The 16,444-nt window shown below is 63.1% G+C and carries 14 protein-coding genes and 1 pseudogene; 4 read left to right on the forward strand and 11 right to left on the reverse strand.

Annotation, left to right across the window (positions count from 1 at the left end):
- Positions 1-80 precede the first annotated feature (80 nt).
- Genes ACNHKD_RS05305 through ACNHKD_RS05320 form a run of 4 tightly spaced genes read left to right on the forward strand, consistent with a single transcriptional unit; the run spans position 81 to position 6,727 of the window.
- Positions 81-1,613 carry a type I restriction-modification system subunit M gene (locus tag ACNHKD_RS05305; protein ID WP_442756047.1) on the forward strand — a complete coding sequence of 511 codons (1,533 nt, stop codon included), beginning with the start codon at positions 81-83 and terminating at the stop codon, positions 1,611-1,613.
- Entirely contained in the window at positions 1,606-2,820 is a 1,215-nt protein-coding gene (locus tag ACNHKD_RS05310) for a restriction endonuclease subunit S (protein WP_442756048.1), read from the forward strand. The genes ACNHKD_RS05305 and ACNHKD_RS05310 overlap by 8 nt, the downstream gene beginning before the upstream one ends.
- On the forward strand, positions 2,817-6,017 hold the full coding sequence (locus tag ACNHKD_RS05315; protein WP_442756049.1) for a type I restriction endonuclease subunit R: 3,201 nt from the start codon (positions 2,817-2,819) through the stop codon (positions 6,015-6,017). Before ACNHKD_RS05310 ends, ACNHKD_RS05315 begins: the two co-directional genes overlap by 4 nt.
- Before the next feature lie 5 nt (positions 6,018-6,022).
- Positions 6,023-6,727, forward strand: coding sequence for a M48 family metallopeptidase (locus tag ACNHKD_RS05320; protein WP_442756050.1), 705 nt, complete (start codon positions 6,023-6,025; stop codon positions 6,725-6,727).
- Positions 6,728-6,810: 83 nt separating this feature from the next.
- Here the strand turns inward: ACNHKD_RS05320 and ACNHKD_RS05325 are convergent, their stop codons facing one another.
- From ACNHKD_RS05325 to trbB, 11 genes and pseudogenes are all read right to left on the reverse strand, one after another.
- Positions 6,811-7,038, reverse strand: coding sequence for a DUF2274 domain-containing protein (locus ACNHKD_RS05325; RefSeq protein WP_442756051.1), 228 nt, complete (start codon positions 7,036-7,038; stop codon positions 6,811-6,813).
- Positions 7,035-8,240 carry a TrbI/VirB10 family protein gene (locus tag ACNHKD_RS05330; protein ID WP_442756052.1) on the reverse strand — a complete coding sequence of 402 codons (1,206 nt, stop codon included), beginning with the start codon at positions 8,238-8,240 and terminating at the stop codon, positions 7,035-7,037. The genes ACNHKD_RS05325 and ACNHKD_RS05330 overlap by 4 nt, the downstream gene beginning before the upstream one ends.
- A pseudogene (gene trbG, locus ACNHKD_RS05335) lies at positions 8,237-9,232 on the reverse strand (P-type conjugative transfer protein TrbG). The gene ACNHKD_RS05330 and the pseudogene trbG overlap by 4 nt, the downstream one beginning before the upstream one ends.
- Positions 9,229-9,912, reverse strand: a complete 684-nt coding sequence (gene trbF / locus ACNHKD_RS05340; RefSeq protein ID WP_442756053.1) for a conjugal transfer protein TrbF — start codon at positions 9,910-9,912, stop codon at positions 9,229-9,231. The pseudogene trbG and the gene trbF overlap by 4 nt, the downstream one beginning before the upstream one ends.
- Entirely contained in the window at positions 9,912-11,165 is a 1,254-nt protein-coding gene (gene trbL / locus ACNHKD_RS05345) for a P-type conjugative transfer protein TrbL (RefSeq protein WP_442756054.1), read from the reverse strand. Before trbL ends, trbF begins: the two co-directional genes overlap by 1 nt.
- 4 nt (positions 11,166-11,169) lie before the next feature.
- Positions 11,170-11,550 carry a putative entry exclusion protein TrbK-alt gene (gene trbK-alt, locus ACNHKD_RS05350; protein WP_442756055.1) on the reverse strand — a complete coding sequence of 127 codons (381 nt, stop codon included), beginning with the start codon at positions 11,548-11,550 and terminating at the stop codon, positions 11,170-11,172.
- Positions 11,551-11,564: 14 nt separating this feature from the next.
- Positions 11,565-12,299, reverse strand: coding sequence for a P-type conjugative transfer protein TrbJ (trbJ, locus tag ACNHKD_RS05355; protein WP_442756056.1), 735 nt, complete (start codon positions 12,297-12,299; stop codon positions 11,565-11,567).
- A complete protein-coding gene (gene trbE / locus ACNHKD_RS05360) occupies positions 12,296-14,731 on the reverse strand; it encodes a conjugal transfer protein TrbE (RefSeq protein WP_442756057.1) in 2,436 nt (811 codons plus the stop codon). Before trbE ends, trbJ begins: the two co-directional genes overlap by 4 nt.
- Positions 14,732-14,743: 12 nt before the next feature.
- Complete coding sequence (locus ACNHKD_RS05365; protein WP_442756058.1) at positions 14,744-15,028, reverse strand: VirB3 family type IV secretion system protein; 285 nt, start codon at positions 15,026-15,028, stop codon at positions 14,744-14,746.
- The gene (locus ACNHKD_RS05370) at positions 15,028-15,366 is read right to left on the reverse strand and encodes a TrbC/VirB2 family protein (protein WP_442756059.1); all 339 of its coding nucleotides are present in this window, start codon (positions 15,364-15,366) and stop codon (positions 15,028-15,030) included. The genes ACNHKD_RS05365 and ACNHKD_RS05370 overlap by 1 nt, the downstream gene beginning before the upstream one ends.
- Positions 15,359-16,297: a P-type conjugative transfer ATPase TrbB gene (trbB, locus tag ACNHKD_RS05375; protein ID WP_442756060.1), complete on the reverse strand. Its 939-nt coding sequence runs from the start codon at positions 16,295-16,297 to the stop codon at positions 15,359-15,361. The genes ACNHKD_RS05370 and trbB overlap by 8 nt, the downstream gene beginning before the upstream one ends.
- Between the last annotated feature and the right edge of the window lie 147 nt (positions 16,298-16,444).

Genomic DNA, 16,444 nt, shown 5'->3' on the forward strand with positions numbered 1-16,444 from the left:
ACTTACGGGTGAGGTGGGGACGCTTCTGCGCCCCCACCGAACCAGCAATGCATAATTGTCGCGTTTAAGAGACGAGCGTCATGACTGACCAGAAAATTCAAGCAGAGAAGACCTCGATGGACGACATCAAGCGTGTCGCCTGGGCGGCCTGCAACACCTTTCGCGGTTTGATCGACCCGGCCGAATACAAAGACTACATCCTCATCATGCTCTTCCTGAAGTTCATTTCGGACGTCTGGAAGCAGCACGAGGACGATTATCGCCGCGAATTGAAAGGCGACGAGGTGCGCGTCAAGCGCCGCATGCAGCGCGAGCGCTTCGTCATGCCCGAGGGCGCCAATTTTGACGAGCTGTACGAAGCACGCGACGCCGACAATATCGGCGGACTCGTCGACATCGCGCTGGAAGCGATCGAAAACACCAACAAGGCGAAGCTCGGCGGCGTCTTCCGCAATGTCAGCTTCAACTCTGAAACGAAGCTCGGGCAGACCAAGGATCGCAACCGGCGCATCAAGAACCTGCTGGAGGATTTCGCCAAGCTCGATTTGCGCCCGGGCCATGTGGTCGAGGACGAGGCCATCGGCGAGGCGTATATCTATCTCATCGAGCGCTTCGCGTCGGAGGCCGGCAAGAAGGCTGGCGAGTTCTACACGCCGCTTCAGGTCAGTCAGGTGCTGGCAAAGCTCGTGCAGCCGCAGCCGGGCGACCGCATCTGTGATCCGGCCTGCGGCTCCGGCTCCTTGCTCATCGAGACGGCGTATGAGGTTGGCAGCAAGGACTTCGCCCTCTTCGGACAGGAGGTCAACGGAGGAACCCACGCGCTCGCCAAGCTCAATATGTTCCTGCACGCCATCGATGGCGCGCGGATCGAGTGGGGCGATACGCTCAATAATCCGCTGCTGATCGAAGACGACCATCTCATGGCGTTCGATGTCGTGGTGGCCAATCCGCCCTTCAGCCTCGACAAATGGGGCGCCGAGAACGCGCCGAAGGACCGGTTCAAACGCTGGACGCGCGGCATTCCGCCAAAGAGCACGGGCGATTGGGCCTTCATCACCCATATGGTCGAAACCGCGAAGCCGAAATTCGGCCGCGTCGCCGTGGTCGTGCCGCATGGCGTTCTCTTCCGCGGCGGTGCGGAGGGGAAGATCCGGCAGAAGATGATCGAGGAGAACCTGCTCGACGCCGTCATCGGCCTGCCGGCGAATCTGTTCCAGTCGACGTCGATTCCCGTCGCCGTGCTGGTCTTCGATCGGCGGCGCGAGAGGGGCGGCGCCCGCGCCAGTACGACCGACGTACTCTTCATCGACGCGTCCCGCGAGTTCAAGCAGGCCAAGACGCAGAATATTCTGGAAGCGGCGCATACGGCGAAGATCGTCGATACGTTCAAGGCGCGGCATGACGTCGAGAAATATGCGCGCGTCGTGCCGGCCGCCGAGATCGCGGAGAATGGATTCAATCTGAACATCCCGCGCTATGTCGATACGTTCGAGGCCGAGGCCGAGATCGATGTGAAGGCGGTGCGGGCTGAAATCGAGCAGCTCGAAGCCGAGCTGGTCGAGGTGAAAAAGCGCATGGCGGGCTACCTCAGGGAGCTTGGCGCCGATGCGTAATCGACATGGAGACCGGTGGCAGCGACTGCAAGTCGGTCAGTTTGCCGAAGTGCAGACAGGTGGCACACCTAGCCGCAGCGAAGCGACGTATTGGCATGGCGGGACGATTCCGTGGGTAACAACCGCGGAGGTCAATTATCGGTCGATCTACAGCACCAAGGAACGCATTACCGACATAGGACTCAGAAACTCGGCGGCGAAGATTTTCCCGAAAGGAACTTTGCTTATGGCGATGTACGGCCAGGGTAAGACTCGCGGGCAAGTCGCGCGGCTGGCCGTTGAGGCGGCAACGAATCAAGCCTGCGCGGCCCTCATCCCTGATAGCCGCGTGGCGGTTGATTACCTTTATTACTACTTAGAATTTTCATATCAGAATCTGAGGAAGCTTTCGAATGTTGGCGGACAAGAAAATCTCAGTAAGAGCCTTATCGAATCTTTCGACGTGCCATTCCCTAGTTGCACAGCGGAGCAGCATTGTATCGCAGACATTCTGCAAACTTGGGACGATGCTATTTTAAAGAATGATCGATTGATCGCGGCGAAAGCCGTCGCATTCGATCTGTGGTCCTATACACTGCTGACAGGCCGTCGCCGACTCGGACGAAAGCGCACCAACTGGCTGTCGGTCTCTCTTACAGAAGTCACATTCGAAGCAACGGCGCGGAATAAGGAGGGCCAACTCGGCGTCGACGCCGTCATGGGGGTCAACAAGCAGCTAGGCATGATCCCGATGAAGGACCACGTCCGCGCTGCCGATCTGTCGCGATACAAAATCGTGCGCCCGGGAGCTTTCGCTTACAACCCGATGCGCCTCAACATCGGCTCGATCGCTCAGAACGATCACGGGCGCGACGTGCTCGTCAGTCCGGACTATGTTGCCTTCGAGACCGATGCGGGCGCCTTGTTGCCTGCCTATTTCGATCACCTTCGTCGAACATCGATCTGGAGCCGCTTCGTCAAGACCGCAGGCAGCGGCGGCGTCCGCGTGCGCATCTATTACGAAGATTTGGGTGATTTCGTTCTCGAGCTTCCTCCCATCGAAGAGCAGGCGCGCATCGTCGAGGCGCTCGATACGGGCCGGCGTGAGATCGCCATTCTCGAGCAGCAACGCGACGCCCTCGTCAAACAAAAGCGCGGGCTGATGCAAAAGCTGCTGACGGGTGAGTGGCCGGTGCGCGCGCCCAAATCGCGGGAGGCCGCCGAGTGAGCGGCTTCCGGGACGGCGAGAAGCATTTGAGCCAGGTGCCGGCGCTTCACCTTCTTCAGGTGATGCAGCCGGGCTGGACGCTGCTGAGCAAGGCGGAGGTCGACCGCAAGCGGCGCGGCCGGCTCGGCAATGTCCTGCTCGAAGACATTCTCGCCGCCCAATTGACGGCGCTCAACCGCATCGAGCAGGACGGCCGCTTCTTCCCCTTCTCCGAGGCGAATATCCGCACGGCGATCGAAAAGCTGCGCATGCCAGAGCCGCTCGGGCTGATGACGCTCAACGAAAGGACAACCGACCTCCTGCAACTCGGCGTCTCTTTGGACCAGACCATCGACGGCGTCACCCGCGGCCGCTCGTTGCGCTATATCGATTGGGACCGGCCGGAGAAGAATGTTTTCCACGCGGTCGCGGAGTTCGACGTCGAGAAGGCGGGGAGCCACGAGACGCGCCGGCCGGATATCGTGCTCTTCGTCAACGGCATCCCGCTCGCTGTCGTCGAATGCAAGGCGCCGGACAAGGACATCGCCGAGGGCGTCGGCCAGATCATCACCTATCAGCGCGCCGACGAGATCCCGCATCTCTTCCGCAGCGTACAGCTCGTCCTGACGGCGAAGCCCTCAGAGGCCAAATATGCGACCGTCGGCTCGCAGGCCAAGTTCTGGGCCGTCTGGAAGGAGAAGGAGTTTGAGGACGCGGCGCTAGAGCGCCTCGTCAATGCGCCGCTCGATTCCGGTCAGACGATGCGCACCTTCGGCGACGGCTTCGCCGAAGAGCAGGCGCCGTTCGAGCATCGCCTGGAGGAAGGCCGCCTCGTCACCGAGCAGGACCGCCTGATCTACGCTCTCTGCCGACCGGATCGGCTGCTCGACCTCGCCCGTCGTTTCACCCTGTTCGACCTGGGCGTCAAGAAGGTCGCGCGCTATCAGCAATTCTTCGCGGTGAGAAAAATTCTGGCGCGCGTGAAGGGCGAGCGCGACGAGAATGGCGCCCGTCGCGGCGGCGTCGTCTGGCACACGCAGGGTTCGGGCAAGTCCCTGACGATGGTCATGCTGGCGAAGGCCCTCGGCCTCGATCGCGAGATCGCCAACCGCCGGGTCGTGCTGGTCACCGACCGCATCGACCTCGACGATCAGCTCACGAAAACGTTCAACGCCTGCGGCATTGCCGTCGAACAGGCGAAGACGGGCAGTCACCTGCTGGAGCTGGTTGCCCGCAACAAGGCCGCCATTGTGGCGACGGTCATCAACAAATTCGAGGCGGCCGTCGCCAAGCGCGACTTTCAGGACAAATCGACCGAGGTTTTCCTGCTCGTCGACGAAAGTCATCGCGGCCAGTATGGCGAGATGCACACGCGCATGAAGCGCATGTTCCCGCGCGCCTGCTACATCGGCTTCACCGGCACGCCGTTGATGACGGGCGAGAAACAGACCGCGACGCGGTTCGGCGGAATCATCGACACTTATGCGATCGACCAGGCTGTCGCCGACAAAGCGGTCCTGCCATTGATCTACGACGGCCGGCAGGTCGCGCAAGAGGTGAACAAATCCGGCGTCGATGCATGGTTCGAGCGCGTGACCCGGGGTCTGTCGGACGAACAGCGGGCGGATTTGAAGCGCAAATTCTCGCGCTACAGCGAAATCGCCCAGGGCGACCAGACGCTGACAGCGATCGCGTACGACATCGCCGACCATTTTACCAAGTTCTGGAAGGGCACGCGCTGGAAGGCGCAGTTCGCAGTCCGCTCGCGCGACGCCGCCGTCAAATACAAGGATATCTTCGACGCGATGGGCTCGATTTCGGCCGAGGTCATCATGTCCGCGCCGGACGATCGTTCGACCGGCGACGATCCGGCCGAGGAAGTCACGGAGCCCGTCAACCGGTTCTGGAAGACCATGATGACGAGATATGGCGGCGAGGCCGAGTATAACCGCCAGATCGTCGAAGGCTTCACGAAGCGCGAGGAGCCGGAGCTGCTGATTGTCGTCTCGAAGCTGCTCACGGGTTTCGACGCGCCCGTCAACACGGTTCTGTATATCGACAAGCCGCTGACGGGCCATAACCTGCTGCAAGCCATCGCGCGCGTGAATCGTGTCGAGGAAGACAAGGAATATGGCTACATCGTCGACTATGCCGGAGTGCTTGGCGAACTCGACACAGCCATGCGTCAGTATTCCGCGCTTGGCGAGTTCGATCCGGAAGACATCGACGTCGGCCATGCCATAATCGATGTCGCGGCGCAGATCGCCAGGTTGCCTCAGGCGCACGCCAACCTCCTGAACCACTTCAAGGGTGTCGAAAAGACCCGCGACGAGGAAGCCTACGAGGTTTTCCTGGCCGACGAGGCCTTGCGCAAGGAATTCTATGAGCTGCTGGCGGAATTCGCGCGGCTGCTCGCCACGGCGCTCGCTACCTCGGAATGGGCTAACGACCCACGCAATGAAGCGCAGGCGCGCCTATACAAGGATGATCTCCGACGGTTTCAAAAGCTCCGCACGGCGGTTCGAAAGCGCTACCGCGAAGCAATCGACTTTGCCCAATACGAAGCGCGCATCCGCAAGCTGCTGGACACCCACATCAGCGCGGACGCCGTCGAGATCATCACCGATCCGGTCAACATTTTCGATGCTCCGGCTTTCAACAAGGCTGTTGCGGAACAGTCCACGCCCGCGTCCAAAGCCGACCTGATCGCCAGCCAAACGAAGCGCACCATCACGGAGCGCATGGAAGAAGATCCCGTCTTCTACAAGAAGATTTCCGATCTGATAGCGGAGGCGATAGCTGAGCATCGCGCCAAACGTCTCAGCGACAATGACTATCTCGCCCGCATCCGAGACGCAGCTGAGCAGGTGCGACGGCCGAAGCATGACGACGTGCCAGAGGCAATCAAATCCAACGATAACGCCGTTGCCATCTTCCATGTGCTCGGTAATGCGATGAAGGGCATTGCCACCGCGCAGGGCCCCAACCTAGAGCCGATCATAACTTCGGCGGCGATCGAGCTGGTCGAGATCGTCAAAAGCCTGAAGGTCGTCAATTGGGAGGAAAACCCGGACGTTCAAAACGCGATGAGGAACCGGATGGACGACTTCTTCTTTGATCATATTTGCGGCGAGCACGAAATCGAGCTTTCGACCGAACAAATTGATGCGATCATCGACAGCATTCTCAGAGTCGCTCGGGCTCGCATGCCGGGCTGACCTATATGCGTGGCAGCGTCAATTACGCGGGACAAATCATCAATTATCGAGCCCGGCATTCGGCACGCAAGACATTGGCTATCTCCGTGCATCCAGATGGCGCCGTCGAGGTCGTCGCGCCCGAGGGCTTCGGGCAACAGCTTATCGAGCAGCGGCTGCTACGCCGAGCTGGTTGGGTGCTTAAGCAGCAGAGATATTTTGATCAGTTCCGGCCTCGCACGCCGGAGCGGCGGTTCATTGCGGGAGAGACGCACCTGTACCTGGGTCGTCAATACCGACTCAAGATCGAGGAGGGCGACGGTGACCGCGTTCGCCTTAACAGAGGTTTTTTTCAAGTCTCGGTATCAGGACCCCCAACCTCCAATCGCGTTCGCAACCTAATGACCGAGTGGTATCGAGAGCATGCTCGCGACAAGCTGACCGAGCGTTATAGGGCCGCCTCAGAACGCTACGGCCGAGAGCTTCCCCGCATCCCCGCGCTGTCGGTGGCACCGATGAAACAGCGATGGGGTAGCTATAGCGCTAAGGGGCGGGTCACGTTGAATGTCGACCTCATTCGCGCGCCCATACCCTGTATCGATTATGTCGTCCTGCATGAACTCGTCCACACGCGCCACCCCGAGCACGGACGGGCTTTCTTCAACCTCCTTGAGCAGATGATGCCCGATTGGAGAGAGCGCAAGGAGAACCTAGAACGGGTTTTGGCGTAATTGGTCGTTATCAAATTCTCCGCAAATTCAGCTCATTGGAAAACGGGGGTGGTCTTACTTTTCCATCCTGTATCGGTGAGCATTTACGGCTGATTGCAGGATGACCTATATGCCTTTCTAAACGCGCGGTCGCTCGCGATGAACTTCTCCAGCATTGGCGCGACGAGCTTTTCGGGTTCGACCGTTTTTCCGGACTCGCGCGCGAGGATCTCCGCATAAGCGACCAAATTTCGATGGAGGACCGCCGACAGCAGGACGGTGACCTTGACGGGCTTTTCATCTTCCACGGTGGAGAGCTTCAATTTGGTCATGGCGTGCTTCCTGTCGCTGCGGCGTCGCCTGGCTCGCGGTAAGGCGCCAGCACGAGATCGCGGGTCACGATCACCCGCACTGGAAACCCTGGTCGAATGGTGAGCGTCGGCTGGATATTGAGATTACGCCCGACCACCTGCTGGCCGGTCTGATTGAGGCTTTGCGCGCCGCCACGACGCAGCGCCTGGATGAGAGCGTTTTCGGTCCCTGTTGTCCCGAGCTGCGTCCCGATGGTTGACAGTGCAGCGGCGCCGGCGAGGCGGAGCCAATGATGATCGACTTCGTCCTCGAGCCCGGAATAGCCGGCGGCGTCGGCGCCGGGCTGGCGCTCGAGAACGATGGAGCGCCCGTCGGGGAGAATGAGGCGGTTCCAGACGAGAAGGACGCGCGATTGGCCAAAGGCTATTTGTGAGTCGTAAGCACCGAGGAGTTTGGAGCCTTGCGGGATGAGCAGAAAGCGCCCGGTGGGGCTGTCATAGACGTTCTCTGTGATTTGCGCGGTAATCTCTCCGGGAAGGTCGGAGCGGATGCCAGTGAGGAGCGCGGCAGGAATGACCGCGCCTGCCTGCAGGACATAGCGCGACGCCGGCGCGGCGAGACGGTCGGGGCTGACGGTGCGCCGATCGGCTGGCGCATTGACGAAAGCGAGCTTGCGATCCTGCATGTTCTGGACATCGCCGGGATCGATTGGGGCCGGTTCGGTTGGAAGCGCCGATGCGTGGAGGCTCGGATCAACCGTCGATCTTTGAGCGTCCTCGGCATTGCTCGACGGCCGCTCGCGCACGTTCGTCGTCGCAAAGAGTTTCGCCGTCCGCGCCGCCTCGCGCTCCTGGCCAATGCGCTGTTGTTCGGGATCGGGCCCGGCGGACGGCAGTTGCCCTTGGGCGGTGAGGATCGGCCGTCCGAGATCGCCGGGAAGCGGCGGGCCGAGCTTGGGGACGTTCTTCGGTAGGCCGGCATAGTCGTGCGGCAGGGATGCAAGGCCGTCGGGGGTGGCCTTCGCTTCGGTATTGATGAGCTCCGGCGGTGGACCGGAGCGCAAGCGCCCCTGCAACGCCCAGATGGTCATGCCGAGAAGGGCTGCGGAAGAGACGCCCGCGATCGCGATCAGCACGCGGCGCGAGAGGCGCGTCACCGGCGGGCGTTCGGGTCGCAGCCGCAGCTCCTCCGCGAGCTTCTTCTCGTGCTCCGGCCCGCTCATATAACGGACCTTCCGTCACTGCGCACGATACGGACGACTCTCTGGTCGTCGGAACCGAAGCGCAGCTCCGCTGCGGCGAAGAGACGATCGACGATCATGTGATTTCCGCGCACGCGGTAGTTGACGAGCTGGCTGTCGCCCGAGGCGCCGGTGACGAAGAGCGGCGGCATGTCGCCCTGGGAGACGCCACGCGGGAATTCGATATAGACCTTGCGGCCGTCGTCGAAGGCGCGCAGCGGCCGCCAGGGCGCGGCGTCGCCCTCGATGGCATAACGGAAATTGAGCCGGGCGAGATCGAGGCCGACATCGACCGGCGCGGCGGCCTCGGCGGCGACGTTCTGGCGTCGTAGCGCAATAAGTTCATCCTGCGGATATTGCCAGGAGACCGAGGCCATATAGGTCTTCTCGGTCGAACGTAGCTCCAGATGATAAGTGCGCCGGTCGGTGTTGATGACGAGATTGGTCATCAGATCCGCGCGCGTCGGCTTGACCATGATATGCGTCTTGCGGGCGGCGCCGGCGCCGCTTTCCGTGTCGCCGATGATCCAGCGCACCGTATCGCCGGCGGCGACGGGGCCAGAGCCGACGAGCTACTCGCCATCCTGCAGCGCGATGTCGGTGATCTCGCCGGGCGCGGAATAGACCTGATAGAGCGCGCCTTCGGTGAAGGGATAGATCTGGACGGCGTTGATATAGCCGGCGCGGCGCGGCTCCATGCGGGCGGCGGCGTTGGCCTGTTCGATCCGCGCCTTTGGATCAATCGGCTCGGGGCGCTCTCCCTTGCCCCGTGCGAGGGATTTGAGCTGGCCCGGCAGCGGCAGGATCTTTGGGACCGCGACGATTCTGACCGGGCCGGGCGGATCGCTCTGCAGGCTCGCGGGGACAGGCAAATCGTCATAGGCGATCTCCGGCGGCTTGAAGCTCGAACAGCCGGTGAGCAAAGACGACGAGAAAAGCAGGCTCATGAAAGCCCGAAACGAGAATGGCGTCATTGGCCAAGCTCCTTCGACCAGTTGATGGCGTGAATGAAAAGGCCGAGCGGATTCTTGCGCAGGCGCTCGGCGTCGCGCGGCGGCTGAACGACGATGGTGAGAATGGCGGTCCAGCGTTCCGTCGCGGCGAGGCTGGCGTTCTCATAGCGGCGCTCGGTCCAGGCGACGCGAAAGGAATCCTCGGAGGCGCGAATGACGCTGGCGACGTCGATGGCGATCTGGACCTGCCCGACCTTGGCGAAGGGATCGTTTGCCCGGGCGTAGTCGTTCAAGGCCAGCGCGCCCTTGTCGGTCACGAAGTCATAGGCCTTGAGCCAGTTCTGACGCACGACGATGGGGTCGGCAGGAATGGCGCGGACATGCTCGACGAAGCGGGCGAGATGCCAGGCGATTTGCGGATCGGTTGGCCGGTAATCGGCGATCGCGGGGGCGACGGCCTGCGCCTCGCCGAATTTGTCGATCTGCACAACCCAGGGCACGACCGAGCCACGCGCATTCTGCCAGAAGAGGGCGACGGCGAGACCGCCCGCAAGGAAGAGATTGCCAAAGGCGATGAGCCGCCAGTTCTTCGCCTGGACGCGGGCCGAGCCAATGCGCTCGTCCCAGACCTGTGCAGCTTTCTGATAGGGCGTTTCGGGTTCGGGCATGCGCCCGTAGCGGACGGAGCTTCGTTTGAACATTAGCGGGCCTCGGACAGATTGACGGAGGCGCCGCCGCCATGGGCGTCGCCGGAACGAAGGGCGTGGGCGGCGATTGAGACGCCGTGCGAGACGGATTGCGAGCGCTTGAGGCGCTTCGCCCAAGCGGGTTCGCCGGATGGCGCTGGATTGACGCCAACGCCTGCGGAGGCGCCGCCGTCAGGCGGAGGGGCCGACGCGGCGCTGGCTGAAGCGAACGGTCGCGCGGCAGAGCTCGACGATCCGCCTCCCGCGCCACCGAGCGGCGCGGAGGGCGGCGCATCGCCGGCAGGCGGCTGCGGTCCCCGCGAGGGCGGCAATGTCGCCGCGGCCTGCGTCTCGCTCCTTCCGGCAAGCCCCGAGACCGTCCCGCCCGCGAGACGCAAGGCGCCATAGCCCGCGGCGGCCGCGCCGCCCGCGACAAGCCCGGTCCCGACGACCGCGCCCGCGCCAAGCTGCGGGCCGCCCGAGACGATCCCATTGGCGATGCCAGGGCCGAAGATGCCGAGACCGAGAAGGGAAAGGGCGGCGAGCACCAGCGCCATGGCGTCGTCGACGGTGGGCTGGCCCGAGACCCCTTGCTTGAATTGCGCGAAGAGCGTCGAGCCGATGCCGACGATGACTGCAAGCACCAGCACCTTCACGCCGGAGGAGACGACATTGCCGAGTACGCGTTCGGCGAGAAAGGCGGTCTTGCCGAAGAGGCCGAAGGGAATGAGGACGAAACCGGCGAGAGTCGTCAGCTTGAATTCGACCAGCGTGACGAAGAGCTGGATCGCCAGAATGAAAAAGCTCAGGAGGACGATGAGCCAGGCGATGAGGAGAATGGCGATCTGGATGACGTTCTCGAAGAAGGAGACGTAGCCCAGAAGCTGCGAGAGGGAATCGAGCAGGGGGCGTCCGGCGTCGATTCCGACCTGGGCGACGCGCCCGGGCCGCAGGACGTCGGCGGCGGAGAGCCCCGCGCCGGCGGCCTTGAGGCCGAGCCCTGAAAAGCTTTCGAAGACGATGCGGGCGAGATTGTTCCAATTGCCGATGAGATAGGCGAAGACGCCGACGAACAGGGTTTTCTTCACCAGGCGAGCGATGATGTCTTCGCCCTCTCCCATGCTCCAGAACAGCGCGGCGAGGGTGATGTCGATCGCCGCGAGCGTCGTCGCCAGAAACCCCACCTCGCCGCCGAGCAGGCCGAAGCCGGAGTCGATATAGCGGGTGAAGGTCTCGAGGAAGCGGTCGATGACGCCGGTTCCGCCCATGGCGCTACTCGCTCTTGCGCGCAGGCTTCGGCGACGCGCCGTCAGAAGGCGAGCGATGCGACGGGTACATCTCAATGAGATGCTCGGCCGGCTCCGTCGTCGACTTGCGATCCCCAAGAAATCGTCTGCGTTCCTTTGCCCAGAGCGCCTTGCAGGCGGGGTCGTCGGCTTCTTCAATCGGGAGCTGGGCGCAGCGCAGAAGCTCGGGATCGATGGCGGGTTCTCTCGACGGAGCGCCGATCGGCGAAAGCGACGCCGGTTTCGTCCGCGCCGCGACGTCGGCGTCGCAGGCGGATTCGACGCCAATGAGCGCGATCGCGCCGATGACGATCCCAACGGCGACAAAGCCGATATTTTCGGGCGCGAGCCAGTCTCTCCAGTTCATGAAGCCGCCCTCCTTCAATGAAACATCGCGACATTGCCGGGTTGATAGGCTTGCCCCGGCGCGACGAAGCGGCGCATCTGCTCGCGCGCTTGCTCCTGGGCTTCGGCGTTGCGCGCGAGTTCGAGGGACTGGGCGCGCCCTTGCGAGGCGAGGAGCGCTGTCACGTCCGCGAGTTGCTTGCTTTGCAGCGCGAGAAGCTGATTGCCGGCTTGCGACGCCTGAAGGGCACCGAGCGCGGACTGGCTCGACGAGATGAGTGCGCCGGCCTCCGAGCGGGCTGTGTCGATGGACTGAACAATGCCGGCCTGAACGCGCATGGCGTCCTGAAAAGCGGACAAGGAGTTTTGCCAGCGCTGCCGCGCGCCATCGACAAGGCTCGCGGAACTCACCGAAGCATTGACGGGGCCGTACTGCATCGAGAAAGCCTGGTCGATCTGCTGCACATCATAGGCGATGCGCTGGGCCTCGCGGAGCAGCTGTTGCGTTTGTGAGATCGACTGCTGGATCGTCTGCAGCGAGGAATAAGGTAGGTTCGCAAGGTTCCTCCCCTGATTGATGAGCATCCGCGCCTCGTTCTGGAGGCTGGTGATCTGATTGTTGATCTGCTGCAGCGTGTTCGCCGCGGTCAGGACATTCTGGGCGTAATTGGTTGGGTCGAACACAACGAATTGCGCTACCGCGGGCGCACTGAGGAAAGCCAGCGACAGAGCGAAGGCGCTCGCGGCTGCGAGGCGACGAATGCGGGTCATGACGATGTCTCCAATATTGTGGGGGGAGGGAGAAGATCGGCGGCCCAATCGAGGCCGCGCGCGGACAGCCAGGCGCGGGCGAAGCCCTCGCGCCCGGCCTCCGCTGAAACCTCGGCGATACGTTTTTGGTCGCTCTTCGAAGACGCGGCGCAAAGGGCGAGCGCCACGGGACCGAGGCCCAGTTCGAAGAGGCGGTTGCCGCGCCGCGACTGACAGTAATAGTCGCGCTTGGGCGTCGCCCGGGCGATGATCTCGATCTGTCGGTCGTTGAGGCCGAAGCGGCGATAGATCGACAGGATCTGCGGCTCGATGGCGCGCTCGTTCGGGAGAAAAATCCGGGTCGGGCAGCTCTCGACGATCGCGGGCGCAATCGGGCTCGTCTCGATATCGGCGAGCGACTGGGTGGCGAAGACGACGGAGGCGTTCTTCTTCCTCAGCGTCTTGAGCCATTCGCGCAATTGCGCGGCGAAGCCGGGATCGTCTAGGGCAAGCCAGCCTTCGTCGATGACGAGAAGCGCGGGCGCGCCGTCGAGCCGGCCTTCGGTGCGGTGGAAGAGATAGGAGAGGACAGCGGGCGCGGCGGCGGAGCCGATCAGCCCCTCCGTCTCGAAACATTGGACGTCGGCTGCGCCGAGAAGCTCCGTCTCGGAATCGAGAAGCCGTCCATGCGGGCCGCCCAGGCAAAAGGGTTTGAGGGCGCGCTTGAGCGGGTTGGATTGCAGGAGGACCGAGAGACCGGTGAGGGTGCGTTCCTCGATCGGCGCGGAGGCGAGGGACGAGAGCGCCGACCAGAGATGCTCCTTCACCTCTGGGGTGACGGCGACATTCTCGCGGGCGAGGATTGAGGCAATCCAATCGGCGGCCCAGGCGCGCTCCGCGGGATCGTCTACCGCGGCGAGCGGCTGCAAGGCGACGGGTTCGGTTGTCTCCGCCGATAGCGCCCCGCCGAGATCGTGCCAGCTGCCGACCATGGCGAGCGTCGCCGCCCGCGCCGATCCCCCGAAATCGAAGACAAAGATTTTGGCGCTTTCGTAGCGGCAGAACTGCAGCGCCATCAGAGCCAGCAGCACGCGCTTGCCCGCGCCGGTCGGCCCGACGACGAGCGTATGGCCGACGTCGCCCACATGGAGCGAGAAGCGGAAGGGCGTCGAGCCTTCGGTCCGGCCGAAAAACAGCGGCGGCGCGTGGAGATGCGCGTCCGTCAGCGGGCCCGCCCATACCGCCGACAGCGGGATCATATGAGCGAGATTGATCGTCGAGATCGGTGGCTGCCGGACATTGGCGTAGACATGGCCGGGAAGCGAGCCGAGCCAGGCCTCGATGGCGTTGACCGTCTCGACCATCGACGTGAAGTCGCGGCCCTGGATAACTTTCTCGGCGAGACGCAGCTTCTCGTCTGCGAGACGGGCATCCTCGTCCCAGACGGTGATCGTCGCCGTCACATAGGCTTCGCCGATCAAATCGGAGCCTAGGTCCTGCAGCGCGGCGTCGGCGTCGAGCGCCTTGTTATGGGCGTCGGTGTCGAGAAGGACGGCGGATTCATTCGTCATCACCTCCTTCAGGATCGCGAGGATCGATTTGCGCTTGGCGAACCATTGCCGGCGGATGCGAGTGACGACCTTCGTCGCGTCGGTCTTGTCGAGGGTGATCGCGCGGGTCGACCAGCGATAGGGGAAGGCGAGACGATTGAGCTCGTCGAGGATCCCGGGATGGGTCGCCGAGGGAAATCCCATGACAGTGAGAATGCGCAGATGCGCATCTCCGAGTCGGGGCTCGAAGCCGCCGATCAGCGCTTCGTCGGCGAGGATGGCGTCGAGATGCATGGGCGTCTCGGGAACGCGGACCTTGTGGCGCTTGGTCGAGACGCAGGAGTGGAAATAGGTCAGCGTCTCGCTGTCGGAGAGCCATGCGGCTTCCGGCGCAAAACCGTCGATGAGCTGCAGCAGCCGATCGGTTCGGTCGATAAAGCCTGAGAGAACGGCGCTCGGCGCGCCTTCCGGCGAGCGGCCCTCATAGAGCCAGCTCTCGGCGCCTGCCGCATCGTCTTCGGGCGGCAGATAAACGAGAGTCAAGAAATAGCCGCTCTCGAAATGCGCCCCTTCCTCTTCGAACTGGGCGCGGCGCTCTTCGTCGATGAGCGCTGAGACCGGATTGGGGAAGGAACTCGCCGGATACTCCTGCGCGGGATTGCGCTGCGCCTCGAAGAAGATCGCCCAGCCGGACCCCAGGCGCCGCAGCGCATTATTGAGCCGCGCCGTGACGCCGACGAGTTCGGATTGCGTCGCGCTTTCGAGGTCGGGACCGCGAAACCGTGCGGTTCGCTGCAACGAGCCGTCCTTGTTGAGGACGACGCTCGGCGCGACGAGCGCGGCCCAGGGCAGAAAGTCGGCGAGGCTCTGCGGCTTCTTGCGATATTCGGCGAGGTTCAGCATTCTTGCTTCTCCTCACACCCCGAAATGCGCCGGGTAGCGCAAATGCCGGCGAACGATTTCAACGAAATCCGGATCGCGCTTCGCCGCCCAGACCGCCGCGAATTGCGCGACGACCCACAAGGCGAGTCCGGCGAGCCAGAGCCGCAAACCGAGGCCGAGCGCGGCGGCGAGGGTGCCGTTCAGGATGGCGATGGATCGCGGCGCGCCACCGAGAAAGATCGGCTCGGTCAGCGCTCGGCGAACGGGAACGCGGAAGCCCGCGATCACGCTGTCGACGGAAAGAGTCTCGTTCTCCATCAGATCAGCGCTCCGCCGCCGAAGGAGAAGAAGGAGAGAAAGAAGCTCGAGGCGGCGAAGGCGATCGACAGGCCAAAGACGATCTGCACCAGACGGCGAAATCCCCCAGAGGTGTCGCCGAAGGCCAGCGTCAGTCCGGTCGTTATGATGATGATCACCGCGATGATCTTGGCGACGGGGCCTTCGATCGACTGCAGGATCTGCTGGAGCGGCTGCTCCCAGGGCATGTTGGAGCCCACGGCGAAGGCGGGCGTCGAAAGCGCGATCGCTGAGACGATGAGGGAAAGCACAAAACAAATGCGCGCGCGGAATCGATCGCGGATCGAAAACCTACTCATGGGTGTCTCCAAAGGTGACGGAGGTGAGGTCGGCGAGCGCGTAGTCGCCGTATGAATCGAGGCCCTGAACGGCGGCGAGTTCGATCAGCCGCCGCTCCTTCCCGCGGCCAGCGAGAACCGCGATGATCTGGATGGTCTCCGCGATCAGCGCGCGCGGGACAGTGACGACGGCTTCCTGGATGAGCTGTTCGAGACGCCGCAACGCCCCAAGCGCCGATCCCGCGTGAATGGTGCCGACGCCGCCGGGATGGCCCGTGCCCCAGGCCTTGAGAAGATCGAGCGCTTCCGCGCCGCGCACTTCGCCGATGGGGATGCGGTCGGGGCGAAGCCGGAGAGATGAGCGGACCAGATCGGAGAGCGAGGCGACGCCGTCCTTGGTGCGCAAGGAAACGAGATTCGGCGCAGCGCATTGCAACTCGCGCGTATCTTCGATTAGGACGACGCGGTCGGAGGTCTTGGCGATCTCGGCGAGCAGGGCGTTCGCGAGCGTCGTCTTGCCAGTGGAGGTGCCACCGGCAACGAGGATGTTTTTGCGCTCAGCGACAGAGGCGCGCAGGATTGCCGCCTGATCTTGCGCCATGACGCCAGCAGAGACGTAATCGTCGAGCGAGAACACCGCAACGGCCGGCTTTCGAATCGCGAAGGCCGGCGCATAAACGACCGGCGGCAAAACCCCTTCGAATCGCTCGCCCGTTTCTGGTAACTCCGCCGAGACGCGCGGCGCACCGGCATGCACTTCGGCACCAACATGATGTGCGACGAGGCGGATGATCCGGTCGCCATCCTCCGCGGAAAGTCGCGCGCCCGTATCCTCAAGCCCGCTCGTCAGACGATCCAGCCAGAGCCGCCCATCGGGATTGAGCATGATCTCGAGGACGCTCGAATCATCGAGCCACCCTGCGATCTCCTCACCGAGCGCTGTGCGCAACATGCGGGCGCTGCGCGAGAGCGCTTCGCTGTTATCGTTTTGAGAGCGCACGGCCGTCCCCGGTTTTCACTGAACCGCGAGACAGCGGTCCAAAGCCGGGGTTGATTAAGAAAGGCGCGAATGGGAGGAGTGCAACAAGTCAGTTAGGGG

Origin of the sequence: Methylocystis sp. JAN1 (assembly GCF_052186135.1) — a bacterium.
Taxonomy (GTDB): Bacteria; Pseudomonadota; Alphaproteobacteria; order Rhizobiales; family Beijerinckiaceae; genus Methylocystis.